The following is a 25340-nucleotide window of genomic DNA, read 5'->3' as shown; positions in this document are numbered from 1 at the left end:
GACCGCCGGCAGCAGCACGCGACGCGGATGCCCGACAAGAGCGCGAATAAAATCCGCCGGACTGGCAAACGGATGGGTTGCACTGGACATGACGAATGTTCCTCTACGAGTATTCTCAGCAAGTAATGCGTTTACCCCATGTGCAAAGCGGGTGCCAAGGCGATGCCCGGCGCGTGTCGCAACGGCTGTCCATGCTACCTGTGCTCGCATTGCGGCGGCTTCGTCGGCCGCTTAATAGACAGGGCCGGTTGTAACGCGCCCCCACAATGTTGCCAGAACGCCACACCGTCTGTTGCCAAAGGTTGCCATCGCAGGTGGCGGCAAGAAATGCCGTAAAGGACTGGGAAAATGCGAAACAACTTGCATTGTCTAGCGACTGACTGAGATTTCGTATATCGCCGCAGCGTACACAACGGATCCGCGCGCGATCGATGACAGCGGTGGCGACGAAACGAGCTCACATGATTGCCGAACACATCACGAACGCCGAACGCCTTGCCGAACTGGCCGACGACTGGGAGCGACTGGTGCCGGATGCGCCCATGCTCGGTCCGCGCTGGCTGCTGCCCTGGTGGCGCCATTACGGCGCCGAGCCATTTGCAGGCCCGCGCGGGCGACAGCTGTCGGTGCTCGCCCTCGTCGATCCTCCGTATGGTCTGGTGGCGCTCGCGCCCTGGTACATCGAGGCGACACGCCTACACGGTCGTGTTGTCCGCTTTCTAGGCATGGGCGAGGTGTGTACGGACTACTTGGGCATCCCTTGCCGCGTGGGATACGAGGTTGATGTCGCCAGAATGATTGCCGACGCCTTGCTAGCTACTCAGCCTAGGTCCGGCGAATGTTGCGCCAAGTCGAGAGCGCGCTCGTGGGACATGCTCGATCTGCATGGCGTCGATGAAAACTGCCCCGTGACCAAACGGGTGATGACCGAGCTAGACAACCGCGGCGCCTTGGTGCGCAGCGTCCGCGCGTGCAACGGCTGGCGCGTGGTGCTACCAGCTACTTGGGATGAATATGTGGGGCATCTATCAAAGTCGCATCGCAAGCAAGTACGGCGCATGATGCGCGGCCCGCTCGGCAGTGGGCGCTTGGTTTTGCACGAGGTGCGAACGCCAAACCAATTGCCCGTGGCGCTGGCCACGCTGGCAACCCTGCATCGGCGGCGACGGCTGAGCATGGGCGAATCCGATTTGTTTGCCCGCGGCCGGTTTGCAGGCTTCCATCGGGATGCGGCTCGCGGCTTGCTTGCAGCAGCCAAGCTAAGGCTCAGCTGGGCGGAACTCGACGGCGTACCCGTCGCAGCGGAATACCAGCTGTGCGGAACCGGAACGGTCTACGCCTATCAATCCGGAATCGACCCCGGCTATTTGCAGTCGGAACCAGGTCACCTCGCGACGATTGCCACGATGAAGGCGGCTATCGAGCGCGGCGACCAGGCCTTCGATTTCATGCGCGGAGACGAGCCCTATAAAGCGCACTGGCGGGCCGAACCGCGTCCTATGCTCAACGTGCGTGTCTGGCCCGGCTCGGCCACTGACCGCCTGCGGCGCGGGATCTGGCAAACAGGCCAGACCGTGCGGGCAATCGTACGAGACAGTCGACGGATGGCCGGGTTGTAACGGGTGGCGCAGCACCGCGCCGTCTGTCGCAACCAGCGGCCTAGAGTAACAAGTAACGTCACCAAGAGAAGTGAGTCGAGGACTAATCGTGACCGTGTCATTTGTCGAACCGGCCATTGAGCAATTGCTCGTCGAGCGAATCGTCAGCGTCGCCGAAATGGCGTCGCTCGCCGAGGAGTGGAATGCTCTGGCGCAGGACGTGCCCTTCCTACGGCACGAATGGCTCGAAACCTGGTGGCGGCACTACGGCAGCCCCAGCCAAGAGCTGTTCATCATCGCTTTGCGCACCGCTGATGGGGAATTGGTCGGCGTCGCCCCTTGGTATCGCACCACGCTGCTATCTCGGTTGCGCGTCGTACGGCAGCTTGGCTCGGGTGAGGTAGCGTCAGACTACGTAGGACTGTTGGCCCATCCGGATCACACCGATGCAGTTGCGCGAGAGATATCGCGCTGGCTCGTCGAGGATGGCGCCGGTGAATGGGACTTGATCGACATTGATGCCGTACGGGCTGATGATCCAGCGTTCGAGCGCCTGATTGCCGAGCTGAGAGTGTGCGGACATTTGGTCGATCGGCGTCTACCGTATCGAACCTGGAAGGCGACATTGGCCGCGACCTGGGACGGTTATCTAGCCACTATATCCAAATCGCGACGCGAGCAGACACGCCGCTTTCTGCGGCGGTCGGTTGATACCGGCCGAGCCGTCGTGCGCTGCGTGGAGCATGAAGACGAGCTTCCCCAGGGCTGGCGAATCCTTGCCGACCTGCACCAGCGCCGCCGTGTGAGCTTGGGCGACGCGGGCTGTTTTTCGTCGCCGCGGTTCGTGCAATTTCATACGGAAGTCGCGCGACGATTCCTCGACTTGGGGCGTCTGCGACTGCGCTGGCTGGAAATCGGCGGAAAGCCAGCCGCCGTTGAATACGGTTTCACCGGAGGCGACACGATTTACTACTACCAGAGCGGGATCGATCCAGCACTGGCCGAAGAGAGCCCTGGGTGGATCTCGCTCGCGACATCATTGCGGTCGGCGATCGAGGACGGTTATCGGTTTTTCGACTTCTTACGCGGCGACGAACCTTACAAAGCGTCGCTGGGTGGCCAGCCCGTCCCGTTGGCCAGGATTCGTATTGTCGGGCGCAGCCTGTTGGCTCGCACGCACTACCGCGCATGGCTTGCAGGTAGTCGCGCCAAGGGGCTGGTCAAACGCGGCTGGCAAAAGTTGCAGACCTGGAGACGGTCTGCGGAAGCGTCTCACGGCAAGGGTGAACAGAACTAGGTTGCAAAGAACTGAACTGGCAGCCGTCGACGCACGACTTCCAAAAGCGCAAAGGTCCACCCTGATATTGCTTGGTGATGGTAATCCCTCTGGAACCGTGTCGATCGCCCCAAAGATCTTGAATCAGCCTTAAATCACAAGAGAACGCTTCGATGGACATCCTGCGGCTGCCACTGTTGTGGTCGTACTATCAGGTCACTCGGCCTTATCGCTGTGTGCGAAATCACCTCGACGCGCGCGCGGGGCGTGCGCCGATCTTGATTCTGTTTTATCACCGCATAGCCGACGATCGGGCCACGCCCTGGACCTGCCCGAACCGCACTTTCCAACGGCAGATGCGCTGGCTGAAAAGCCGCTTCGAGATGGTGTCACTGGCTGAAGCGCAACAACGGATTCGCAGCGGGGTGAATAAGCACGTGTGCGCCAGCATCACGTTCGACGACGGCTACGAGGACAACACCAAGCACGCGCTGCCGTTCTTGATTCGCGAGCAAATTCCTTGCACCTACTTCGTATCGACGAAATACATTTTCCGTCGCGAACCATTTCCGCACGATGTGGCGCTGGGACACGAGAAGCTGCTGCCCAACTCGCTGACGCAATTGCGCGAGCTGGCCTCGGCCGGCGTGGAAATCGGCGCGCACACGCGCACCCATGCCGACCTGGGCAAGATTACCGACTTGCAGGTGCTCAAGGACGAAGTCGTTACGGCGGGCGAAGAATTGCAAGCCGCGATGCGTCGGCCCGTGCGCTACTTCGCGTTTCCGTTTGGGCTGTACCAAAATCTGAATGCCGAAGCGTTCCACCTGGCCTACGAGGCCGGTTACGACGGCGTCTGCTCGGCCTATGGCGCGATCAATCGTCCCGGCGACGATGCATTTCATCTGCAACGCTTTCATGGAGACACAGACCCCGTGCGGTTGAAGAACTGGGCCACGATCGATCCGCGCAAGAACAATATTCCGCGCTATCAGTATGAATCTGCGCTAACCGACGGGACGAGCACAGGACATGAAGAAGGGGCTGCCGCCCGCAGCGCCGCGCATCGCGGCGGTGGATTATCGCCACCGGGCGCATGCGCCGGCAGTGACGTCTGAATGCACGAGCGCCATATCGGCGCGCCATCATGTCGCGAGCAATTCCCTGCGGAAAAGCGAAATTATCGGCCCGACCCCTGATTGAGATAGCTGCCCCGTGAGTTCCGTACCTTCGACGACTGTTCCCGAGACCGAAGACGCGCGGCTGCGCGCCGATACGCTGGCCGACAGCGTGTTGATCCTGCTGGTGCTGACCATCGTGCAGCGCGGCATTGGGTTCTTTCGCAGTATCGTCGTTTGCCGCTGGCTCGAGCCCGAGCAACTCGGCGAATGGGACATGGCATTCGGTTTTCTCAACCTGGCTGCACCATTGGCGGTGTTAGGGCTGCCGGGTTCCTTTGGTCGATATGTCGAGCATTACCGTCAGAAGGGGCAACTCAAGACGTTTCTCCGTCGCACCGGTATCTGCACGTTTATCGGGGCCGTGGCGGCGCTGGCGGTGTTATTGTCGGCAAATGGCTGGTTTTCGGCGTTGGTGTTCGGCAGCCGCGATTTCGAAGATCTGATGTTCGTCCTGTCGTTGGTTTTGGCCACGGTGATCGCCCACAACACCTGCACGTCGTTATTCACGGCGTTGCGCATGTACCGCGTCGTTTCGATTTTGCAGTTTATCAATACGATGTCGTTTGCCGCCGTCAGTCTGGGATTGCTCTATTACTGGCGCACCGACGCGATGAGCGTGGTGGCTGCGTACGGAATATCGTGCTTGATAACGGCCGTGCTGTCGGCGTTGTGGCTGTCGGGTGGATGGAAAGGTATCCCCGTCAATCCGATGATCCGTCTTCCCTACAGCGCGATGTGGGCCAAGCTGCTGCCGTTTGCCGTTTGGGTGTGGATCACGAATTGGCTGGCCAACACTTTCGATGTGGCCGACCGCTACATGATCGTCCATTACAGCGGCCTCTCTGCGCCCGAGGCCTTGATGCAGGTCGGGCAGTATCACAGCTCGCGCGTCGTGCCCGTGCTGTTAGTGGGCGTGGCCGAACTGCTGGCCAACCTGCTGACGCCGCATCTGACCCAAGACTGGGAAGCCGGGCATCGGCACGAGGTCTCTCACAGATTGAATCTGTTCCTGAAAATGTTCGGCCTGGGCCTGGTCGGCGCTTCGGTAGCCGTGATGTTTGCCGCCCCCCTGCTGTTTGGCGTGGCGTTCGAGGGCAAGTTTGCCGGTGGATTGCACGTGCTGCCGTGGACGCTGACTTATTGCTGCTTCAGTGCCACGTTAGTGATGGCCCAGAACTACTTGTGGTGCGCCGAGAAGGCCCGCTTTGCCAGCATTGCGCTGGCCGTGGCGTTGGTGGTGAATGTAACGATCAACTATTTGTTGTTGCCAGTTTTGGGATTGTTAGGAGCAGTGCTCGGCACGGCCGCGGCCAACGCGGTTGCCTTGGCGTTGGTCTTTGTCGCGAATCGGCTGCACGGCATGCGCGTCGAACGTGGCACTGTGCTGATTGCCGCATTGCCGGCCGTGTTCTGGCTCGGGCCTTGGGTCACGTTGGCCGCCACGGCCGTCGTAATTGTGGCAGGCCTGGTCGACAGCCGCATCTTTTCGCACGAAGACCGCAAGCGCATGTTCGAAATCGGCAACCATTACGTCAGTCGCATTCGTTCGTATTTCCGCCGCGAACACGCGGTGCAACCGTAGTCGGTGTGGCACAGGCGAATCTACGAAACCGATTCTGCCAACGCCGCCTTTGTAATAAAACAGGTAAGAAGCTTGTGAGGTGATCCAATGTTGTCGGACAATCTGCCGTGGATCCGTGCGTCTCGCAACCTTGTTCCGCCACGCGATCGTGGTCCGCTGCGTGTGATGTTCATCCTCACGAGCATGGGTGTCGGCGGCGCCGAGACACTGTTGGTCAACCTGATCCGCCGTATGGATCGAACCCGATTTGCCCCGGAGATTTGCTGCCTGAAGTCGCTCGACGAGTTGGGCGAGTTAATGGCAGCAGAAGTGCCTGCACATGCCGAATTAATCACCGGCAAGTACGATATTCGCGTGTTGGGCCGCTTGACGGCGCTATTGCGCCAGCGGCGAATCGATGCCATTGTCACGGTCGGCACGGGGGGCGATCGCATGTTCTGGGGACGTCTGGCCGCTTATCGCGCCGGGGTGCCCGTCGTGCTGAGTGCGATCCACTCGACAGGTCATCCGGATCATGTTGAATGGCAGAATCGGTTATTGACACCGCTCACAGACGGATTTATCGCCGTTGCCCGCCCTCATGCACGCCATCTCATTCAAAACGAGGGCTGCCCATTGGAACGGGTCTATGTGATCCCCAACGGCGTCGATACAGAACGATTCCGGCCACTTACGCCGCAGCAGACATTACGGACCGAACTCGGTCTGCCGGTTGAGGCACCGTTGGTCGCGATTCTGGCAGCGTTAAGGCCGGAAAAGAATCACGAATTATTCTTACGCATGGCAGCGCGGGTGCGCGACGCCGTACCCCAGTCGCGGTTTCTGTTGATTGGCGATGGTCCGCGCCGCGCCGCGCTGGAACAACTAACGGCCGAACTGAAACTTCGCGAAGAGGTACAGTTTCTCGGCATTCGTCAAGATATTCCGCAGCTGCTATCGGCGGTCGACGTCGTGGCGTTGACCTCGCATATGGAGGCCAACCCGGTCTCGATCCTCGAAGCGCTGGCTTGTGAAAAGCCCGTGGTCTCGACGCATGTCGGATCGATTGGCGAGACAGTGGAAGACAACGTGTCCGGCTTTCTCGTTCCGCCGGGAGACGAAGTGCAGTTTGCGGATTGTGTCGTGCGTCTCCTCCAAGAACCGCTCTTGGCACAGCGGATGGGGCGCGCGGGGCGCGACCACGTGGTGGCCCATTGGTCGTTGGACCGCATGGTCGAGGGGTATCAGAATCTGATATACGACATCTACGCGAGCAAATGCGAGCCGGGCCTGCCCCTGCCGATTCCGGTGGCACTACTTGAGCCCGAGTTGGAAGCGGCCACAACTCAGTGAGCGTTGGTGACCGCGCGACAGCGCTACCCGATGTCGTTTTGCGTCCATGCTCCGTCGATGAGCCGCCAAGGGCGTCCCGCGGCATTCTTGTCTTGCAATAGCGCCGGCAAACGTCCGGGTCGCACATTGTCGTAACAAGCGAGCATCGCAAAACGGCGCAGCGACGCGGGAATACCCACCGCAGTGAAACCGGGATGCCCCGTGGCCGGATACGGGCCGCCGTGATTCATGGCCGGGCTGACGGACACGCCCGTCGGCATTTTGTCATTCAGCAGCCGCCCCACTCGTACACGCAGGCGAGGGGCCAACTCTTCGTACAGCGCGTCATCGCTTCCGCGCGAATCAGAATAGATACAACCTGTCAGGTTGCCTTCCAGGTGATCCAGCACTCGGGCTGCCTCGGCCGCATCACGCGCGACAACCACTAACGACTCGTTGCCAAATGCTTCCGTTTGTAATGCTTCGGGCGCGGACAGGAATTGTGCGCCCGAGACCCTTAGCAGGGTATTCGCGAAGCGATAGCCGCCGCTTGATTCTGCCGTGCCACCGACCAATATCTCGGCTCCGGCCTTTGACAATTGAGCAATGCTGGCTGCGAGGGTACGCGACACCGCTGCCGATAGAAGCGTGCCGACTTGGGCCTCGCGAAAACGGGTTGTAACCGAGGCAATAAACTGGTCAGTTTTGGGGCCGGTCAGCAGCAGCACCATTCCAGGGTTGGTGCAGAATTGTCCGGTGCCCATCAGGCAACTGCCGGAGAATTCTTCGGCAATGTTGTTGGCTCGCTCGTCCAGTGCTCCGGGCAGAATGACTACGGGGTTGATGCTCGATAGCTCGAGATAGATTGGCTTGCCCACGGCGTCGGCCGACCGTTTGAGGACCAGGCCCGCAGCGCGGCTACCGGTATAGCCCGTGGCTCCCAAACGCCGATCGGCGACCAGCCGCTCGCCATCGGCGTGACTGGTGCGATAGAGCATTTGAATCGTCGCTGGAGGCAGTTCACTTTCCAGCACCGCGTGAAGTGCCTCTTCGGCCAGCAGGCGCGTCGTGCCAGGATGCGACGAGTTGGCCTTGGCGATCACCGGGTTTCCGGCGGCAATCGCGGCTGCAAAATCTCCGCCGGCCACACCGTTGAACGCGAAAGGAAAATTATTCGGCCCGAATACGGCGACCGGTCCCAGCGCCACATGGCAGGAACGAATATTGAGTTTCGTGTCGATCGTCGGCAGGGCCCACGATCGTTCGCGGCTGGCGGCGGCCGCCTGGCGCAGTTGGCTGGTGGTGCGCGGTAGTTCAACGTCGGCCAGCCGGGGTTTTTTCGGCAGGGCCGTCTCGGCATGGGCCATCTCGACAAGTTCGTCGGCACGCCGGTCGATGCGCTCGGCAAATCGCGTCAGAAACGCCGCCAGGCGCTCGGGCGGAACCTGGCGAAGTGCCTCGGCTGCTGCGGACGCGGCCGCCAACACTGCATCGCAATCCTCCCAGCGGCTGACCGGATAGCTCTCGGCCAGCGGCTTGCCCGTGGCCGGATTATCGGCCTGAAAAGTCGCTGTATGCTGGGCCTGCCGCCAGGAGCCTGCGATCAATACCGGTTGCGCGGACATAAACGGCGGCCTCCGACGAACTACAAGTAGGTCCTATAAAAGTCCTATACTCTAATATCCGCGACATCCTAACATATAGGGCTCGCACCGACAGACGGCCGCCCCGGCAGGGCAGCGTTTGCCGCGAGCGTGTACAACCGGCTGCGCAGGTTTTTGCCCACGGTCGCCAGCCGCACCGCCACGTCGAAAACGCCCGTCGCGCGCTCACCGCACCGGGAACGCTACTAAATTCGCAATCACTGGCATGTTGCACCGCAACCCACAACCCGAAGTCGTGCCGGCCGCGGCCGAAGCCACTGGCTCGGGTTGGGACGGCAAGCCGATTACGCTGCGCACGCAGGCCACGCGCACATTCCTGGCGGGGCTGGCGCGTCTGATCAGCGGGGCCAGTGTGCGCTGGATCGACTGTCAGCCCGACACGTGTCAGCGCGTTTACTTTGCCAACCACACAAGTCATCTAGACGTGTTGGTCGTGTGGGCGGCCCTGCCGCGCAAAGTGCGAAACCTGACGCGCCCCGTGGCGGCCAAAGATTATTGGGAAAAGGGTTTGGTCCGCCGCTGGATTGCGATGAAAGTATTCGATGCCCTCTTGATCGATCGCAAAGAGATCAAAGTGCATCAAAGCCCGGTCGACTTGATGGTGAAGGCCATCGGCGATCGTTACTCGCTGATCGTTTTTCCCGAAGGCCACCGCAACACGGGGGCGGAACTCGATGAATTCAAGAGCGGGTTGTATTACCTGGCCAAAAAGCGGCCGGATCTGGAATTAGTGCCCGTTCATATCGACAACATGAATCGCGTGCTGCCGCGCGGCGAGTTCTTGCCCGTTCCCTTGTTGAGCTGCATTACCTTCGGTCCGCCGATGTGGTTGGAGAATAAGGAACCGAAAGCCGAATTCCTCCGCCGCGCCCGCAATGCCGTACGCCGACTGAAAGACCTATGAGCCTAATTAACGATGCCGTCACCTGGGGATTGGTACTGGGGGTGCTAGGCCTGCTGGCCGTGGCAACCGGCATCGGCCAGTTGCTCAAGCGCCAGACCGATCCCCGTTTCGATCCGGCTGTAATCGAGCAATTCAATCTACGGGTGCGTGCCTGGTGGCTGATGTGCTCGGTGCTGGCCGCCGCCTTTTTGCTTGGACAAACGGCCACCGTGGTATTGTTTTTCGGGCTTTCCTTTTGGGCGCTGCGCGAATTTATCACGCTGACGCCGACGCGCATTGCCGACCATCGCGCGTTGGCGTGGGTGTTTTTGTTTACGCCGGTGCAATACGCGCTGGTCGGGATGGACCTGTACGGTTTGTACAGCATCTTTATCCCGGTTTACGCCTTCTTGTTCGTACCGGTGCGGGTGGCGCTGGCCGGAGATTACAAGCGCTATCTCGAGCGGTGCGCGAAGATACAGTTTGGGCTGATGATCTGCGTCTATTGCTTGAGCTACGCCCCGGCGCTGTTGAATCTAAAGCTGCCCCACGAGCAGCACGCCAGCCTGCTGTTGTTCTTCATATTGGTCGTGACGATGGGAGATGCATTTCACTATGTGGCCGAACAATTTGTCGGCCGGCGGATTATCGCCCCCGCGATTAGCGCCAATCGCACCTGGGAGGGATTTCTGGCGGCTGTCGGTGGCAGCACGTTGTTCGGCGCGGCGTTGTGGTGGGCCACGCCTTTCAATCCTTGGCAGGCGGCCGGCATGTCGCTACTAATCACGACCATGGGCTTCTTTGGCGGCCTGACGATGTCCGCGATCAAACGCGACCGCGGCGTGCAAGATTACGGCACGCTGGTGACAGGGCACGGCGGCGTGCTCGATCGTATCGATTCGATCTGCTTCGCCGCGCCGGTGTTCTTCCACGTCACGCGGTACGTGCTGCCGTAGATATAGAGCTGAAAAAATAAAAAATGGCCACCGAGGACACCGAGATCTCAGAGAGTTAAGACCGCAGATATGGCGCCCGTTGTGGCACCAAGTCCGATCTTTTTATTCTCGGCGTTCTCTGTGTCCACAGCGGCAAGCGGCCTTGGTTGCGTCTCGGAAGACGAACGGTAGTACCCATCCAAATCGCATGCCGACGTGAGCCAGCGCGCCATCTACTGGGCTGCCACCGGTTGCCGCCCGCCGCCGGCATAAACCGACGCGGAACCCTGACCGGCGTTGCTTGCTGTGCCGGCCGGTGCCGTGGCCCCGTCGGCCCCATTACGGTTCCATTCGAGCAGTTTCTGGCGAGGTGCTTCGGCCTCGGGCGGGGCGAATTGCGTTGCTGACGGGCCAGGACGCACCGCGGGCGCATCGGCTGGCTGCCACGAACCAGGTCCGGGTAGCGGCGTGTTGGCCGCCAGCGCCATGTCGTTGGCGATCGCCGCACGATCGCGCTGGGGCGGTCGTGAAACCGGCACTAGGCTGCCAGCCAGGTTTGTCGCTCCACCGCGCGAGTTGGGAGCAGCGCCGGCCACGACGTCATCGCTGCTCTGGCCGCGATAGATCAGGTTCGGCTCGGGACGTTTCCGTGGGCCGGCGTCAGCCAGCAGCGCGTCGCCAGCCGGGGCCGGGCCAGGCGCGGGCTTTTGAATGGCGGGGCTGCCGCTGCGAACCCAATTGAGCCAGGTATTCTGCAAGTCGGCCAGGCTGTTGTAGCCATAGAATTGCTTCGTGACCGACGGCCACTGCTCGGCTTGCAATCCGGCCGCGACGAAATTCAAGAATTTCTGTCGTCCACCTTGTTGGATCAGGTACGACGCCAGGGAATGCCCTTGCGCGTAGAGGGGAAGCACATCAGCCGGATACTCCTTCATCGCGAACATCGAGTGGAACGGAATCCCACGTTTGGTTTTCAGAAACGTGACCAGCATCTGCTGCTGCTTGCCGCGCTCGCTACTGTGCTCGACCGTGGTGCAGGCCCCCTCGTCGGCCCAGCGCGGAAGCGGACGTCGGAAGTGGCTGGCGAAAATCGTATGGGTGACTTCGTGCGGCAATACCGAATCCAGAATTCGCTCCAGCGAGCCCTGGATGGTCATTGTCCAGCCGTACACCTCGCCACCGTCAAACATGAAGCTCGTTGCGCCGCCTGCTCCCAGATTCTCGGCCACTTGCGCCGTAATGGGGCAAGGTTGCGACCAATTGGGCAGAGGGCTGCCAAGCCAGAGGGTCGCCAGATCGCGGCGGAACGCTTCGGCCTGCTGGCCAATTTGCTCAGCGATCTGCGGCGTAGGCGCCGAGACCACAAAATTCGGAGTGCGATAGCTAGCGCCTAATGACACAAACGCCGCGACCAGAATGGCCGCGCGGGCCAAGCGAGCATCCATGCTCTATCTCCTCGAGTTTTATTTACAGCCGTGCGCCATCCTTGGGTCGGCGAGCAAAGGCTGTCGGCGGGGGAAGCAAATCCTGAGCCGAATATCTGTGCCGCATGTCGCACCGTCGGCCACGTTCGATCCGAAGGTCTTGCGGGCCTTCATTCCTCGATCTGCGAGATGAGGATGTGGATCGTACCGTGAGCAGAGTGAGCGACGTTGTAAAGTTTGCAAAATCTACCCAAGATGCCGCGCCTGACCAAGAGCGGTTTTCCCCGGGCGGCGACGGGCAGCGTCCTGACGCGACGCTAGCGTGGTGCGTCGCCAGTCAGGATTTGCCGGATCAAAGCCGCGTTCGCGGCCGGAAATTCATACCTCGCCAGGTCAGCAGCGGCTACCCAAAGAAACGGCGCAAGCGGCAATGCTAGCTTGCCCTCGGGCCGGCAGAGAATAAATGTCACTTCGGTCATACCGTGCGGGTATTGCTCGACCGTGGTCGAGTGCCGACCAACGGCCAACACCGACAGCCCGGTTTCTTCCTGGCATTCGCGCACAGCCGCATCTTCAGGCGTTTCGCCATCGTGTATTTTGCCGCCAGGAAACTCCCACAATCCGGCGAGCGCGGCTCCGGCCGGCCGCTGCCCGATCAAATACTTCCCGGCATATTCAACTACTGAAACGGCCACCCGTAGCGGACGCTTGGCGGTGGCTTCGACCTGCTTGTTGTTCATCGCTTCACTGACGAAACGGCTACCGCCGCGCCCGCGGGTGCTTCAGCGGCAGCCAGGCGCCGTTCTGCTGGCTGCTGGCGACGCTCTGTTGGATGAAAAACATTCCTTCGACGCCGTCGTTGACGTTGGGGAATACCGTATCGCGTTTCTCGAACGACTGTCCCCCGGCCCGCAGCGCCATATTGTCGAACGCGAAGCGATAGACGTTGGCGAAGGCCTCGAAGAACGCTTCAGGATGCCCCCCGGGTAGTCGGCAGGCTGCATTGCCCATTTCATTCATAAATGGCGCGCCCGGATTGCGCGTGTAAACGTTCAGCGGATGCCCGTTGCGGCGGTAGAGCATTTTGTTGGGCTCTTCCTGATGCCATTCGAGCGAGCCCTTGGTGCCGTCGACCTCGATGAACAAATCGTTCTCGCGGCCGTGGCTGATTTGCGAAGCGGTGACCGTGCCGAGCGCGCCGTTCTCGAAGCGCACGACGGCATGGCCGTAATCGTCGAGTTTGCGTCCCTCGGCGAAAGTCTTAAGCGTGCAACTGATGCTTTCGGGCAGCAGACCAGTGATGTAGCGTGCCAGATTGTAGGCGTGCGTGCCGATGTCGCCAAAGCTGCCTGCCGCGCCACTTTTCGACGGATCGGTGCGCCACGCGGCTTGCTTCTGCGCTTCGTTCTCCAAGCGCGTCCGCAGCCAGCCTTGAATGTAGTTCGAGCGTACGGCATTGATCTCGCCCAACTCGCCGGACAAAACCATTTCGCGCGCCTGACGCACCATTGGGTAGCCGGTGTAGTTGTGCGACACGGCGAAGACGACCCCGGTGCGATCGACGGCGTCGGCCAGTTCCTCGGCCTGTTTGAGGTCGAACGTCATCGGCTTATCGCAGACCACGTTGAAGCCGGCCTCGATGGCAGCTTTGGCAATCTCGAAGTGTGTATGATTGGGCGTGGCGACCGACACGAAATCGATGCGTTTATCGGCGGGCAGCTTCTTTTCGCCGTCGATCAGTTGCTGATACGAGCCGTACGCTCGCTCGGCAGGGATGTCGTAGTCCGCGGCCGAGGCCTTGGCCTTTTCCGCATTGCTCGACAGGGCCCCGGCCACGAGTGCCGCCCGATTGTCGAGCACAGCCGCCGTGCAGTGTACCCGGCCGATGAAGGACCCCTGCCCTCCCCCGACGAGCGCCATGCGCAACTTGCGATTCAAGGTTCCATTGGTCGACATAGCGGGTATCTCCTGCGGGGCATGCGAAAGTTGGGCGGACTAGCCAGTCGTCAAAGGTCGTCAGGGCGTCATGCTCTTGGCTCGTACGAGTATGGAGTGATCGATGCTGTACAAAACGTTAGGCGAGCCTGGCGTGCTGTCATCGATCAACCTTCACTCGCCCGACAGTTTAGCGTTCTGGGCGGCGGATTGTAGTGCTGCAGGGGTGGATATGGGCTGCTAAACCAATCTGGTGGCGAATCCCCAATCGCGGTAGCATGCCCGTAGGCTTCTACTACTAGGTGGTGCCGGTCATTTCTGCCGTTACTCTCGTTCGCGGAGAGGTCATATGGCCCCCTCGTTTGTTCAATCGCGCACGCTGTGGGTCGTCGTCGCGCTGATCGTTGGCCTGGGTTTGGGCGGCTTCCTGCCGCACGCCCCCTTGCACGCCGTGGCGACCGATCATACCGACAATTTCGCCATGGCCACTGGCCTGGTCGACGACGAGTTGGAGGCGGTCTTCATTCTCGACTTCCTTACCGGCAGCCTCAAATGCGCGGTGCTGAGCACGTCGACCGGAAAATTCACTTCGGCGTTCGAGACCTCGGTGCTTGACGACCTGGGCGTGAAAGCGAATCAGAATCCCAAATTCATGATGGTCACCGGTGCTGCCGGCCTCAGACGCCAAGGAGGCCAGATGCAACCCGGCAATTCGGTGGTTTACGTGGCCGAAACCACGTCTGGGCGCATCGCTGCCTACGCGGTTCCCTGGACGCGCGGTTTGGCCACCAGTGTGATGCCGTTCAAGGGCACGCTTTATCGGCTCGACGCTCTGCCGTTCCGTACCGCGCCAATAAGGCCGCAATAGGAAGCGACGGCAAGGAATACTGTACGCGCGCTTGTACCGTCCTTTAATTCGCATACATCGGTTGCGCTGCACATTGTGCGTCTTAATGATCATTAAGAGGGTGCTCTTATGCGATCGCCTGGCCGGCAGTACTGGGTTCTTGGCGTCGTCGCCGCGTCGTTAGGGTTGGGCATCGCGCTACGGAATCTGGAGCAGAAATCCACGCACGTCGCTCCGCTATCCGCTCCGCAGTATCTGGTCGAGGTCCGCACCCTCGGACCACAGAATTGCTTTCACACGGTGGTATTAAATACGACGTCACAGGCTGTCCGCGAAGAGTGCCAGATCTTTCCGGGTCTGGATATGGTGCAGACCCTGATGAAGCAGGGAATGCCCGTGATTCGCCAGCCGTTCGTTGCCGATAGTCCGCACCCTGCCGTGCAAATGCTTGGCAAAATCACGGTCATCGAGGCAACGCAAATCGTCGTCGATGGCCAGACCGTGCCGTTAGCCTCACAGGCGAAGCGCATCGAGTTCCGCGAGCGCGATGGCAGCGTCGAAATCCTGGCCGATAACCTGGGCATTCATCGGTTCAAACGCTAGTTGCGCCGCTGCTTGGTGTATCTCCGGCAAGCAAGCCTACGGGGCCGCGCCGCTTGACCATTCGCGCCGAGCGGCGCTAGAATGCCGCTGATGACCAATCCCTCCTCTACCGCGGCGCATGGCTCGCGCGACCGCGAATCTGCGACCGCCCTTGTGCACATTGTCTGCAACGGCCAACCACGCACCGTCGCGTCTGGCGTTACCGTGGCCGATTTGCTGGTCGAGCTTGCGCTGCCGCCGCGCCAGGTGGCCGTCGAGGTGAACCTGGAACTCGTGCCGAGGGCCGTTCATACGGAACGAACGTTAGTCGAGGGGGATTGTGTCGAGATTGTTTCGCTCGTGGGAGGAGGATAGTTCGATGACGCCCGAACATGCAACCGCGAGCCCTCGTCTGCCTGCGCGACAGCCCGAGATTGCTGGCGACGACTATTTCCGCCTGGGCACTCATTTGCTGGCCAGCCGGCTCATCGTCGGCACAGGCAAATATGCCAGTTACGAACTGATGGCGCAGGCTCTGGACCTTTCCGGAACCGATTGCATCACCGTGGCCGTGCGCCGCGAACGATTGGTCGACGCGGCGGGTCGCAATATCTTGGAATACATCGACACCAGTCGTTACGTGCTGTTGCCGAACACAGCAGGCTGCTTTACCGCCGAGGACGCCATTCGTGTGGCGCGGCTGGGGCGCGAGATCCTGTTGGGCATCGAGAATCCTGGGGCCGATTGGGTCAAGCTCGAAGTGCTCGGCGATGCCAAGACGCTGCTCCCTGATCCGATTGCTACCGTGGCAGCCACGGAGAAGCTGGTGGCCGAAGGTTTCCAGGTGCTGTGTTATACGACGGACGATCCGATCACGGCCCGCCGGCTGAAAGAGGCCGGCGCCACCAGCGTAATGCCGGCCGGCAGCCCGATCGGCTCGGGACAGGGCATCCTCAACCCGAACAATATTCGCATCTGCCTGGAGTATCTCAAGGAGGGAGACCCGGACTACCCCGTCATAGTCGACGCGGGCGTGGGCACGGCCAGCGACGTGACGTTTGCCATGGAGTTGGGCGTGGACGGCGTGCTGTTGAACACCGGTATCGCGCACGCGGCCGACCCACTGGTTATGGCCCGGGCTATGCGCGCGGCTACGACGGCCGGTCGTCTGGCGTATCAGGCTGGGCGAATACCTAGGAAGCTTTACGCCACGGCCAGCAGCCCCGAGACTGGCACCATTGCGCCGGTGAAGCCTCGCTAATTGTGCGGATGCCCGATTCGCGTCGTCAAATCGGTTGCATTCGGCATTGCAGGGACGCAATTCCATCATCAAAGCACAGAATCAACTTCGCAAGAAGCAAAGCGACCACGGACGGCCGGCTCGTCCGCGGGATATCTCTCGTTGGCACGAGGCCGGATGTCTGAAGGAAGCGACGTTCTCGCGTCTTTTACCTCGTGATGAACGTAAGAGGAGCGGACCATGAATCGTTCGAGCCTCGACTGATGTGTGCAACCCGCATGACCCTGACGCCCGCCGAAATCCTGGGGCCCGCCGGCCGCATCGCGGCGCGATTGGCGCGCTACGAAGATCGACCGCAACAGGCGGCGATGGCCGAAGCGACGTGGCGGGCCTTGATTGAGCGCAAGCATTTGGTAGTCGAAGCCGGCACGGGAGTTGGCAAGAGCTTTGCCTACCTGGTGCCGGCCATTCTGGCCGCAGCCGCGCCCGAAGAGGAGCGCGTCGCGCGGCGGATCGTGATCTCGACGCACACGATCAGCCTGCAAGAGCAGTTGATCACGAAGGACATCCCTCTTCTGAACGCGGTGATTCCGCTCGAGTTTTCCGCCGTGTTGGTCAAGGGACGGCACAACTATCTGAGCCGCCGGCGGCTGCGCGGCGCGATGCAACGGGCCGGCACCCTATTCCGCGAAGAAGTCGAATTCGCCGAGCTGCGCCGGCTGGCCCGTTGGGCCGAATCGACGACCGATGGCTCGCTATCGGATTTGGAGACGCGGCCTTTGGCCCAGGTCTGGGATGAGGCCCAGAGCGATCATGGCAACTGCATGGGACGCGACTGCCCGAGCTACGCGGACTGCTTCTATTACACAGCGCGGCGCCGTGCCCAGGGGGCACAGCTGCTCGTGGTCAATCACGCGTTGTTCTTCAGCGATCTGTCGCTACGTCGCCAAGGAGGGGCCATTCTGCCCGATTACGATGCCGTGGTGTTTGACGAGGCTCATAACCTCGAGGCCGTGGCCAGCGACCATCTGGGCCTGGAGATTCATTCGGGCAACATCGAATACGTATTGAACAAGCTGTACAACGACCGCACGAACCGGGGGTTGCTCGTGCATCGTAAGCTGGCCGACGCCGAGCGACAGGTACTGGAGTGTCGGTTCGCGGCCGATGAGTTCTTCGAGGCTGTTCGTAATTGGCGCGAGTTACAGGGAGGTTCGAGCGGCCGCGTCGCCAGGGCCGACATCGTCGACAACCCACTCAGTCCCCAGTTGGTCAAGCTCTCGCGCATGGTGCGCAGTCAAGGTGATTTTGCCATCGAGCGCGAAGAGCGGCAGGACTTTCTCGCCGCCGCCGATCGTTTGACGGCACTGGCCGGGCAGGTGGACGACTGGTTGGAACAGCGCCTCGATAATAACGTCTATTGGGTCGACGTCACCCGAGGGCGCAGGCCGCGGATTAGTCTGGCGGCGGCGCCGATCGATGTGGGGCCGGCGCTACGAGAGCACCTGTTCGAGAAAGTGGGCAGCGTCATCATGACCAGCGCCACACTGGCCGTCGGCAAGGAATTGTCATTCGACTACTTCAAGTCACGTGTCGGATTGACCCAAGTAAAGGCCCAGGCGCTGGGGAGTCCATTCGATTACCAGCGGCAGGTCGAATTGGTGCTGGTCGACGGCATGCCGGATCCGAACTCGCAACGAGAGCAATTCGAACGGACGGCGATTTCCATGATCCAGCGGTACGTGGCACGGACCGATGGGCACGCGTTCGTGCTGTTCACGAGCTACGACATGTTGCGTCGTGCCGCCACCGAGCTGACGCCCTGGCTGGCCAGCCGGAACATGACACTTTACTCGCAAGCCGACGGCGGGTCGCGGACGCGGATGCTGGATCAGTTCAAGCGCGATCCGCGCGGAGTTCTACTGGGAACCGATAGCTTTTGGCAGGGAGTCGACGTGCCGGGCGACGCGCTGCGCACGGTGATCATCACCAAGCTGCCCTTCACTGTCCCGGATCGGCCATTACTGGCGGCCCGGATGGAGTCGATCAAATCGGCTGGCGGCGAGCCATTTCGTAGTTATCAACTGCCCGAGGCCGTGCTCAAGCTCAAGCAGGGCTTTGGCCGTCTGATACGCACAGCCCAGGATACCGGCACTGTGGTGATCCTGGACTCGCGGGTCCTACACAAGGCTTATGGGCAGGTCTTCTTGGGATCATTGCCTGATTGCCGGCGGGTGGTTGAGCACGTCTCGTCGGACCACTAATTTGGGCCGATCTTCTGGCCCCGGCTACATCCTTCAACGGTGTGCAGCGCCTGATTATTCAGGCAATCAGGCTGTCGCATCGCGCGGCATTCTCTGCTTAGAGCGCGGGCAATTGCCGGCCCGGTTACGCCGCCGACAGTCACCGCCGGAACGAATCGAGCGATCGTAAAGCATTCTCTTTAAAGCAGATACACACCGTCTCTTGCTGTCGTCTTGGCGTCCTGGCACGCCATTTCCTTTAGCAGCCTGAGCGAACAGGGACCACCACGGTGAAGTGGTCGCATGATTGGCACCCGATGCCGCCTGTTCCTGATCCCCTGGACTCAGGTGAACCACGATGCGAAGTGCCAGTCTTTCTGTGGCCTTGGCTGCTCTACTGGCTTCCCCCAACCTATCCTGGTCGGCCGAGCCCGCGTCCGCGTGTGCAGCCTGTAACGAAGGCAGTTGTGCGACTTGCGAGACAACCGCGGCGCCAAAATCGACAATCAAGAAGTCCGGCTCCTGGCTGATCGAAGAAACCGACAATTTCTGCATCTGCCGGCCCGTCGGGTACAAGATGAAGGACGGCCTGGCCGCGTCGTTTGAAGCTCTGCGCTCCGAGCTACTTGGGACTTGGCTACCGGAATCCGCCAAAACGTCGTGGCAGCCGAAATGTCACATCGTGGTCCATAGCCGCTTTGAGAGCTACCTGAAGGAAGTGGGCCCTGGTGGACGACAGACCACGGGTTCGTCGCTAATCGATTTCGACAAGGATCAGGTCGTCATGCGCCGCATCGACTTGCGCGGCGACCGTGCGGATTGGTTCGCCGAAGCGTTGGCTCACGAGTTGACGCATGTCGTGCTGGCCGACCGCTTCGTACGAATTCCGATCCCGCATTGGGCCGACGAAGGGATGGCCATCTTGGCCGATACGGCAGGCAAACGGCGGCTACACGGCAAAGATCTCGCGAGCGCGGTCGCCCGAGGAGGCGAATTTCGGCTGGCTGAGTTGTTGACGATGGAGAACTATCCGCATCCGTCGCGGATGGGAACGTTCTATGGTCAAAGTGCCTCTTTGGTCGAGTTTTTGACCAAACTCGGCAGTAAGCAGCAATTAGTCGATTTTGTCGACCAGGCAACGGTCAAAGGCTATGACAAGGCGTTGCGCAACGTCTATGCGATCGCCGGCGTTGGATCGCTCGAGCAGCAGTGGCAGCGGCACCTGCGCGGCCAGCCGATGCGAGAGGCCGTTTCCAAGGCCTCGCCGCCGGCGGGACCGTCGACGGGCGATTTAGCCACCTCGCAGGCGACTAGCGCCAGCAGCGACATGCCAGTCGTCGTGGCGTCCGCGATGGAATAGATCGCCTCGCTGCACGACAGGAATCGACCCACAAAACAGCACGGGCCAGGCATTCGCCTGGCCCGTGAGCTTTTCTGAGTTCAACGCTCGGCTGCTAGGCTTAGTAAGGATAGTAGCCGTAGCGGAACTTCACCTTCGAGTCGGCGCGACTCCACGTCGGAGCGGCGGCTCGTGGAGCGACATCCCCGCCGCGACTGGGCTCGTACGAATAGCTGCGGTAGCTCCGCCGCTGATTCGCCGCTTGGCTCGTCGTGCGCCGTGGTTGGGTTTGGGTTTGGACCGTGCTGCCCTGTTGGGCCGCACTGGCTTGTACATAGAGGGCGGCCACGACAAGGGCCGCGACACCGGACAAAAGCGACAACTTTTTCAGAACCGTCATGCTACACCTCCGCCGTGTTGAGGGTTTGCGCAAGCGCTACTATAAGCACTCCCAACTTAAATTTACGTCAGCGATTATCGATTTGATCGTTAATAACGATTTAGTCAGCCCAACGCCAGCGCACCGTCCAGGTCGGGAGACTTCCTGACGCATGGGTCCATCAATCTTGATCGACCCTTGGACAGCGATATCTGTAGTGGTTGTAAGCGGTTTGCGCCCGAAACCAGTCAACCGGCGTGAAACGAAGCGGCCGTGATCCGCGATGGGTAGAAGGCGGCCGTTGACCGTCGATCGCGGCTGGTACACAATGCTGTTTCCGGTGTGCGAATTCTGGGGGAAAGCGGTACGAGATCCCCAGAATTACCCCCCATTCGGCGGAACAGGCCATCGATCGAAAAGATGCTCGCCAAGCGTGTCATTCCCTGTCTGGACGTAGATCGTGGCCGGGTCGTCAAGGGCACGCGGTTCCTGGACTTGCGCGACGCCGGAGATCCGGTCGACGTGGCCGCCCGCTATGAAGCGGAAGGGGCCGACGAACTGGTGTTCCTCGACATAACGGCCAGCCATGAGGGACGCGACATCATGCTGGACGTTGTCCGTCGCACGGCCGAGGTGATCTTCATGCCGCTCTGCGTGGGCGGGGGGATTCGTACCCTGGACGATATCCGGCAATTGCTGAACGCCGGCTGTGACAAGGTCTCAATCAATTCCGCGGCGCCGCGCGACCCTGAATTCGTGCGGCAGGCCGCGCGGAGATTCGGCAGCCAGTGTATCGTGGTAAATATCGACCCCAAGCGCGTTGTAAAGGATGGTCGTGTCGTTTTTGAAGTGCACGTCAACGGCGGCCGCATCGGCACGGGGCTAGAGGCGGTCGCCTGGGCACGGCAGGTGCAGGAATTAGGAGCCGGCGAGATCGTACTTACCTCGATGGACGCCGACGGCACGAAGAACGGTTACGACCTGGAGATCACCGCGGCTGTCAGCGAGGCAGTGACGATTCCCGTGGTAGCCAGCGGCGGCGCCGGCCGGCCGGAGCACTTGGCCGACGCGATCCAGTACGGCAAGGCCGATGCGGCACTGGCGGCTAGCATCTTTCACTTTCGCCAATACAGTATCGCAGAGACAAAGCGCGTGATGGCGGCGCGCGGCGTTCCAGTGCGGCTCTCGGCATGAGTCGGCACGACGCACGGAAAGTGTAGTAGGGAGTTAACATGGCCACCGCACCCGCGACAGGCGGCGAACGCTTCCTCGGCAAGCGCGAGGAATACGAGATCGACAAGCTATTTCGCGCGCTGGTCAAGTTGAGCGGCAGCGACTTGCACTTGAAGGCCGATCGAGCTCCGATCGTACGCGTCAACGGTACGCTGCGGCCGATGAACCGGGGGCCTATCAGCGACGAGGAAATGGTGCGGCTCTGCCTGCCGCTGTTGAATGAGCGCAATCGCAGAATCTTCGACGAAAGCGGCGGGGCCGACTTTGCCCACACCGTCGACGTCGACGGTAAGATATGGCGATTCCGCGTCAACATGCTGCAGCAACTGGGCCACATTGGCATGGTGGCTCGCCGCGTGAATAACTTCGTGCCCGACTTCGAGGGGCTGTACTTGCCGCCGATCATGGAGGACTTGTGCAAGTTCCACCAGGGAATGGTACTGCTGGCCGGCGTGACCGGTTCGGGCAAAAGCACGACGATCGCGTCGATGCTGAATTGGATCAATCGAAATTATCGGAAGCATATCCTCACGCTCGAGGATCCCGTCGAATTCGTCTTCACCGAGGACAAGTGCCTGATCAATCAGCGTGAGATCGGCCTCGATGTGAAAGACTTCGCAACCGCCATGAAGCATGCCGTCCGCGAAGATCCAGACGTAATGCTGGTGGGCGAAATGCGTGACGAGGAAACGTTCATGACGGCCATTCACGCGGCCGAGACGGGCCACCTCGTGTTCGGCACCATTCACGCCTCGAGCGCCCCCTCGACCATCGGTCGTATTCTCGACTTGTTTCCGCAGAACATGCACGCCGCTTTGCGCAGCGCCATCGCCATGAACATGAAGGGCATCGTGGCCCAGAAGCTGCTGCCGTCGATCAAGCCGGGCGTGGGCCGCGTGCCGACCGTCGAGATCATGACGTTCAACCCCACGATTCGTAAGCTTTTGCTCGAGTCGCACGACGAGAAGCTGGCCGACGCGATCGTGATGTGCGAGAAGGAGGGGATGCAAGACTTCACGATGAGCCTCAAAGGGTTGGTCGACAAGGATCTTATCGATCGGGCCACGGCCTTCGAAGTGGCTCCCAACGTCGACGCGCTGCGCATGGCGCTCAAGGGTATCAGCGTTCGAGCGCCCGGAATTCTCTGATGCACCGCCTTTTCATCCTGGTTATCGCGGCGCTGTGGATCGCCGTCGACGCGGGCGCCGTCTCGGCCGAGGACTTCGGTACGTTTCCGGTGTACCCGGGCGTCGACAGCCAGAATATTTTGAAGTTTCCGCTAGGGCCCGGCTTCTACCTGAGCTGGATAAAGATCGTCGTTTGCTGGGCGATCTTTCTATTGTGGGTCGGTTCGGTCGACTGGATGAGCCGCGACGGGAGCGAACTCCGACTGCAATTCCGCCGCTGGAACATGCTGGCGTTCTTTAGCTTCGTGGCGGCGTTTATTTTGCTGTGGATCATACCCTGGTTCTGGTTGGGCATGCCGCTGATGGTGCTGGCCTGGGCCGGTCCGTTTATTGCTTATGTCGTGCATCGCAATGCTCGGGTGACGATCGATGAGACGGTTTTCACTGCGGGCCACATCCGCTTTTGGCTATCGCAGCATCTGAGGGTGGTCGGCATCAAGATCGCCGCCGAGTCGAGTCGGCGTGGCAAAGGGCCACCCGTCGAGTTGCAAAGCCAAGGCAAGGACGAACGCACTAACACGGCCAACCTGCTGCTGGCTCGGCAAAGCGTTGGTTTTTCCTTGGTGCAGGAGCTTGTGGTTGACTGTCTGACACGACGCGCCGAAGCCGTGTTGCTCGATTTCACGCAGACTCAGGTCGGCGTGCGCTACCAGATCGACGGCGTGTGGCACGATGCCGAGCCGCGCGAACGTGAGGCCGGGGACGCCATGCTGGCCGTCATGAAGTTGATTGCCGGGCTCGATCCCAACCAACGCGCCAAACGCCAAGAAGGTGCTTTCGGGGCCGAGCACGAGAAAGTCAAATATACGAGCCGGCTCGTCAGCCAGGGGACGAAGACTGGCGAACGCACGCTGATGCAGTTGCAAGGTCGCAAGAAGAAGCTCGATCGATTACCCGATCTCGATATGCGAGCCAAGCTGGTCGACGATCTCAAGGCGTTAGTGGCCGCAAACCAAGGCATGATCGTCGTTTCCGCCCCCCCCGGCGGAGGACTTTCGACGCTCTTCAACGCCACCGTCAGCTCGATGGATCGTTACACGCGTGGCTTTGTCGGCATCGAATCGTCGGCGATCAAAGAGCTGGATATTGAGAACGTCACCGTTACTTACTTCGATCCGGCCGCGGGGCAGACTCCTGCCACCCCGCTTCCCAAATTAATTCGCGAGCATCCCGACGTTTACATCGTTCCGGACATGGTCGACGCGGACAGCGCGACCATGCTCTGCGAGCAGGTGGAAGTCGAAAAACGCATGGTCGTGACCAGCGTCCGCGCCAAGGAGGCGTCCGAATCGCTTTTGCGGGTCATGATGCTCAAGGTTCCCCCCGCCAAGTTTGCCACCGCGGTAACGACCGCGATCAACCAGCGGCTGATTCGCAAATTGTGTCCCAAGTGCAAGGAAGGTTACGCCCCCAGTCCGCAGGTCCTGGAACAATTGGGAATTCCGGCGGGGCGCGTCGAGGCCCTGTACCGTCCGCCGCAACAACCCGAGGAAGTCTGCACCGAATGCCAGGGTATTGGTTACCTGGGCCGGACCGGGATTTTCGAGCTGTTAACCGTCGATGAGGGGGTGCAGCAAGCGTTGACCACCACGCCCCAACTGGCGGCCGTGCGGCAGGCGGCGCGGCGCGCCGGCATGCGCACCCTGCAGGAAGAGGGGATCGTGCTCGTGGCCAAAGGAATTACTTCGCTCCAAGAACTGATGCGCGTGCTCAAGGAGTAATCGCCATGGAAATGATATTTCCCGGCATGTTGGCGCTAATCTTCGTGGTGGTACTGGCCTCGATCGGCAACGAGGGCATGTGGAGCAATGCTATCGTGCTCTTCAACGTGGTAACCGCCGCCCTGGTGGCCACCAACTTCTGGGAGAAGCTGGCCGCCTTCCTCATGACCAAAGCTTCCGGCGGAGTTTATTTGTGGGACTTCATATCGCTATGGGCATTGTTCGCCGGCACCTACCTGGCGCTGCGTACCCTGACCGATGCCGCCTCGCGCGTGCGCGTGCGATTTCCTAAGAATGTTGATTTGGTGGGCAGCTATTTCTTTGCTTGCTGGACGGGTTGGGTGTTGGTTTGCTTTTTCACCATGACGGCGCATACGGCGCCGCTGTCGAAGAATTTTCTGTTCGGCGGTTTCAAGCCCGAGCAGCAAATGTTCTTTGGCCTTGCTCCGGACCGGCAGTGGTTGGGATTTATGCAGAAGGAGTCCCGTGGCAGCTTCGCTCGCTCGGCTCCGGCCGACAAGCCCGAGGCGTACGTCTTCGACCCCAACGGAGAGTACATGATCAAATACGCAGCGCGGCGGAGCGTCATGCAGAAGGGGGTGGACGTGTGGGTTTCCAGCAAGTTCAAGCAAAGATAAAGGTCTAATCGCTCGGGGTGCCGGCTGTCGCGATCTGGCTCCCGTGAGTTTTTGCCCAGCCCCGGCATATCGCGGCTTGACAGTCAGCTTTCGCCACGGCTAGTGTCACTGATGGCCAACGCCGTTGGCCGTGATCCAAAGT

At 60.7% G+C, this 25340-nt stretch carries 22 protein-coding genes; 17 read left to right on the top strand and 5 right to left on the bottom strand.

Going from position 1 to position 25340, the window contains the following annotated elements; genetic code table 11:
• Positions 1-461 precede the first annotated feature (461 nt).
• The 5 genes from VGG64_04300 (at position 462) to VGG64_04280 (ending at position 6969) form a co-directional block, all read left to right on the top strand.
• Positions 462-1619, top strand: a complete 1158-nt coding sequence (locus VGG64_04300; GenBank protein ID HEY1598797.1) for a GNAT family N-acetyltransferase — start codon at positions 462-464, stop codon at positions 1617-1619.
• An 88-nt stretch (positions 1620-1707) separates the two neighbouring features.
• Positions 1708-2895 (top strand): GNAT family N-acetyltransferase, encoded by a 1188-nt coding sequence (locus tag VGG64_04295; GenBank protein HEY1598796.1) that lies wholly within the window; start codon positions 1708-1710, stop codon positions 2893-2895.
• Between the two features lie 152 nt (positions 2896-3047).
• Entirely contained in the window at positions 3048-3992 is a 945-nt protein-coding gene (locus VGG64_04290) for a polysaccharide deacetylase family protein (GenBank protein HEY1598795.1), read from the top strand.
• Positions 3993-4089: 97 nt separating this feature from the next.
• A complete protein-coding gene (locus tag VGG64_04285; GenBank protein ID HEY1598794.1) occupies positions 4090-5637 on the top strand; it encodes a lipopolysaccharide biosynthesis protein in 1548 nt (515 codons plus the stop codon).
• A gap of 87 nt (positions 5638-5724) precedes the next feature.
• Complete coding sequence (locus VGG64_04280) at positions 5725-6969, top strand: glycosyltransferase (GenBank protein ID HEY1598793.1); 1245 nt, start codon at positions 5725-5727, stop codon at positions 6967-6969.
• A gap of 23 nt (positions 6970-6992) precedes the next feature.
• Here VGG64_04280 and VGG64_04275 read toward each other — a convergent pair whose 3' ends face one another.
• Positions 6993-8573 (bottom strand): aldehyde dehydrogenase (NADP(+)), encoded by a 1581-nt coding sequence (locus tag VGG64_04275; protein ID HEY1598792.1) that lies wholly within the window; start codon positions 8571-8573, stop codon positions 6993-6995.
• 244 nt (positions 8574-8817) lie between these two features.
• Between VGG64_04275 and VGG64_04270 the strand changes: the two genes are divergently transcribed.
• Positions 8818-9516 (top strand): lysophospholipid acyltransferase family protein, encoded by a 699-nt coding sequence (locus tag VGG64_04270; protein ID HEY1598791.1) that lies wholly within the window; start codon positions 8818-8820, stop codon positions 9514-9516.
• On the top strand, positions 9513-10451 hold the full coding sequence (locus tag VGG64_04265) for a phosphatidate cytidylyltransferase (GenBank protein HEY1598790.1): 939 nt from the start codon (positions 9513-9515) through the stop codon (positions 10449-10451). The genes VGG64_04270 and VGG64_04265 overlap by 4 nt, the downstream gene beginning before the upstream one ends.
• A 212-nt stretch (positions 10452-10663) precedes the next feature.
• Here VGG64_04265 and VGG64_04260 read toward each other — a convergent pair whose 3' ends face one another.
• From VGG64_04260 to VGG64_04250, 3 genes are all read right to left on the bottom strand, one after another.
• Positions 10664-11875 carry a hypothetical protein gene (locus VGG64_04260; GenBank protein HEY1598789.1) on the bottom strand — a complete coding sequence of 404 codons (1212 nt, stop codon included), beginning with the start codon at positions 11873-11875 and terminating at the stop codon, positions 10664-10666.
• A 296-nt stretch (positions 11876-12171) separates the two neighbouring features.
• Positions 12172-12594, bottom strand: coding sequence for a (deoxy)nucleoside triphosphate pyrophosphohydrolase (locus tag VGG64_04255; GenBank protein HEY1598788.1), 423 nt, complete (start codon positions 12592-12594; stop codon positions 12172-12174).
• Between the two features lie 19 nt (positions 12595-12613).
• Positions 12614-13810 (bottom strand): Gfo/Idh/MocA family oxidoreductase, encoded by a 1197-nt coding sequence (locus VGG64_04250; GenBank protein ID HEY1598787.1) that lies wholly within the window; start codon positions 13808-13810, stop codon positions 12614-12616.
• A gap of 328 nt (positions 13811-14138) precedes the next feature.
• Here VGG64_04250 and VGG64_04245 point away from each other — a divergent pair, with 328 nt between their 5' ends.
• The 6 genes from VGG64_04245 (at position 14139) to VGG64_04220 (ending at position 20061) form a co-directional block, all read left to right on the top strand.
• Positions 14139-14657: a hypothetical protein gene (locus VGG64_04245; GenBank protein HEY1598786.1), complete on the top strand. Its 519-nt coding sequence runs from the start codon at positions 14139-14141 to the stop codon at positions 14655-14657.
• A 108-nt stretch (positions 14658-14765) separates the two neighbouring features.
• Positions 14766-15239 carry a hypothetical protein gene (locus tag VGG64_04240; GenBank protein ID HEY1598785.1) on the top strand — a complete coding sequence of 158 codons (474 nt, stop codon included), beginning with the start codon at positions 14766-14768 and terminating at the stop codon, positions 15237-15239.
• Between the two features lie 90 nt (positions 15240-15329).
• The gene (thiS, locus tag VGG64_04235) at positions 15330-15593 is read left to right on the top strand and encodes a sulfur carrier protein ThiS (protein ID HEY1598784.1); all 264 of its coding nucleotides are present in this window, start codon (positions 15330-15332) and stop codon (positions 15591-15593) included.
• 4 nt (positions 15594-15597) lie between these two features.
• Positions 15598-16479 (top strand): thiazole synthase, encoded by an 882-nt coding sequence (locus VGG64_04230; GenBank protein HEY1598783.1) that lies wholly within the window; start codon positions 15598-15600, stop codon positions 16477-16479.
• A 257-nt stretch (positions 16480-16736) separates the two neighbouring features.
• Positions 16737-18722 carry a helicase C-terminal domain-containing protein gene (locus VGG64_04225; GenBank protein ID HEY1598782.1) on the top strand — a complete coding sequence of 662 codons (1986 nt, stop codon included), beginning with the start codon at positions 16737-16739 and terminating at the stop codon, positions 18720-18722.
• Between the two features lie 337 nt (positions 18723-19059).
• On the top strand, positions 19060-20061 hold the full coding sequence (locus tag VGG64_04220; GenBank protein HEY1598781.1) for a hypothetical protein: 1002 nt from the start codon (positions 19060-19062) through the stop codon (positions 20059-20061).
• 100 nt (positions 20062-20161) lie between these two features.
• Here VGG64_04220 and VGG64_04215 read toward each other — a convergent pair whose 3' ends face one another.
• Positions 20162-20440: a hypothetical protein gene (locus VGG64_04215; GenBank protein HEY1598780.1), complete on the bottom strand. Its 279-nt coding sequence runs from the start codon at positions 20438-20440 to the stop codon at positions 20162-20164.
• 399 nt (positions 20441-20839) lie between these two features.
• Here VGG64_04215 and hisF point away from each other — a divergent pair, with 399 nt between their 5' ends.
• Genes hisF through VGG64_04195 form a run of 4 tightly spaced genes read left to right on the top strand, consistent with a single transcriptional unit; the run spans position 20840 to position 25198 of the window.
• The gene (gene hisF / locus VGG64_04210) at positions 20840-21613 is read left to right on the top strand and encodes an imidazole glycerol phosphate synthase subunit HisF (protein ID HEY1598779.1); all 774 of its coding nucleotides are present in this window, start codon (positions 20840-20842) and stop codon (positions 21611-21613) included.
• 38 nt (positions 21614-21651) lie between these two features.
• The gene (locus VGG64_04205; GenBank protein ID HEY1598778.1) at positions 21652-22800 is read left to right on the top strand and encodes a PilT/PilU family type 4a pilus ATPase; all 1149 of its coding nucleotides are present in this window, start codon (positions 21652-21654) and stop codon (positions 22798-22800) included.
• Positions 22800-24560: an ATPase, T2SS/T4P/T4SS family gene (locus tag VGG64_04200; GenBank protein HEY1598777.1), complete on the top strand. Its 1761-nt coding sequence runs from the start codon at positions 22800-22802 to the stop codon at positions 24558-24560. The genes VGG64_04205 and VGG64_04200 overlap by 1 nt, the downstream gene beginning before the upstream one ends.
• A gap of 5 nt (positions 24561-24565) precedes the next feature.
• Positions 24566-25198 carry a hypothetical protein gene (locus VGG64_04195; GenBank protein HEY1598776.1) on the top strand — a complete coding sequence of 211 codons (633 nt, stop codon included), beginning with the start codon at positions 24566-24568 and terminating at the stop codon, positions 25196-25198.
• Positions 25199-25340 lie beyond the last annotated feature (142 nt).

The organism is Pirellulales bacterium (genome assembly GCA_036490175.1).
In the GTDB taxonomy this organism is placed as follows: domain Bacteria; phylum Planctomycetota; class Planctomycetia; order Pirellulales; family JACPPG01; genus JACPPG01.
Note: the sequence above shows the minus strand (reverse complement) of the source record. Positions and strands in the feature narration are given on the sequence as shown.

Excerpts from the sequence above, each read along its gene's own strand:
- VGG64_04300 (HEY1598797.1), top strand. The coding sequence starts at position 462 with ATGATTGCCGAACACATCACGAACGCCGAACGCCTTGCCGAACTGGCC.
- VGG64_04290 (HEY1598795.1), top strand. The coding sequence starts at position 3,048 with ATGGACATCCTGCGGCTGCCACTGTTGTGGTCGTACTATCAGGTCACT.
- VGG64_04280 (HEY1598793.1), top strand. The coding sequence starts at position 5,725 with ATGTTGTCGGACAATCTGCCGTGGATCCGTGCGTCTCGCAACCTTGTT.
- VGG64_04275 (HEY1598792.1), bottom strand. The coding sequence starts at position 8,573 with ATGTCCGCGCAACCGGTATTGATCGCAGGCTCCTGGCGGCAGGCCCAG.
- VGG64_04270 (HEY1598791.1), top strand. The coding sequence starts at position 8,818 with ATGTTGCACCGCAACCCACAACCCGAAGTCGTGCCGGCCGCGGCCGAA.
- VGG64_04265 (HEY1598790.1), top strand. The coding sequence starts at position 9,513 with ATGAGCCTAATTAACGATGCCGTCACCTGGGGATTGGTACTGGGGGTG.
- VGG64_04260 (HEY1598789.1), bottom strand. The coding sequence starts at position 11,875 with ATGGATGCTCGCTTGGCCCGCGCGGCCATTCTGGTCGCGGCGTTTGTG.
- VGG64_04255 (HEY1598788.1), bottom strand. The coding sequence starts at position 12,594 with ATGAACAACAAGCAGGTCGAAGCCACCGCCAAGCGTCCGCTACGGGTG.
- VGG64_04250 (HEY1598787.1), bottom strand. The coding sequence starts at position 13,810 with ATGTCGACCAATGGAACCTTGAATCGCAAGTTGCGCATGGCGCTCGTC.
- VGG64_04245 (HEY1598786.1), top strand. The coding sequence starts at position 14,139 with ATGGCCCCCTCGTTTGTTCAATCGCGCACGCTGTGGGTCGTCGTCGCG.
- VGG64_04240 (HEY1598785.1), top strand. The coding sequence starts at position 14,766 with ATGCGATCGCCTGGCCGGCAGTACTGGGTTCTTGGCGTCGTCGCCGCG.
- thiS (HEY1598784.1), top strand. The coding sequence starts at position 15,330 with ATGACCAATCCCTCCTCTACCGCGGCGCATGGCTCGCGCGACCGCGAA.
- VGG64_04230 (HEY1598783.1), top strand. The coding sequence starts at position 15,598 with ATGACGCCCGAACATGCAACCGCGAGCCCTCGTCTGCCTGCGCGACAG.
- VGG64_04225 (HEY1598782.1), top strand. The coding sequence starts at position 16,737 with ATGACCCTGACGCCCGCCGAAATCCTGGGGCCCGCCGGCCGCATCGCG.
- VGG64_04220 (HEY1598781.1), top strand. The coding sequence starts at position 19,060 with ATGCGAAGTGCCAGTCTTTCTGTGGCCTTGGCTGCTCTACTGGCTTCC.
- VGG64_04215 (HEY1598780.1), bottom strand. The coding sequence starts at position 20,440 with ATGACGGTTCTGAAAAAGTTGTCGCTTTTGTCCGGTGTCGCGGCCCTT.
- hisF (HEY1598779.1), top strand. The coding sequence starts at position 20,840 with ATGCTCGCCAAGCGTGTCATTCCCTGTCTGGACGTAGATCGTGGCCGG.
- VGG64_04205 (HEY1598778.1), top strand. The coding sequence starts at position 21,652 with ATGGCCACCGCACCCGCGACAGGCGGCGAACGCTTCCTCGGCAAGCGC.
- VGG64_04200 (HEY1598777.1), top strand. The coding sequence starts at position 22,800 with ATGCACCGCCTTTTCATCCTGGTTATCGCGGCGCTGTGGATCGCCGTC.
- VGG64_04195 (HEY1598776.1), top strand. The coding sequence starts at position 24,566 with ATGGAAATGATATTTCCCGGCATGTTGGCGCTAATCTTCGTGGTGGTA.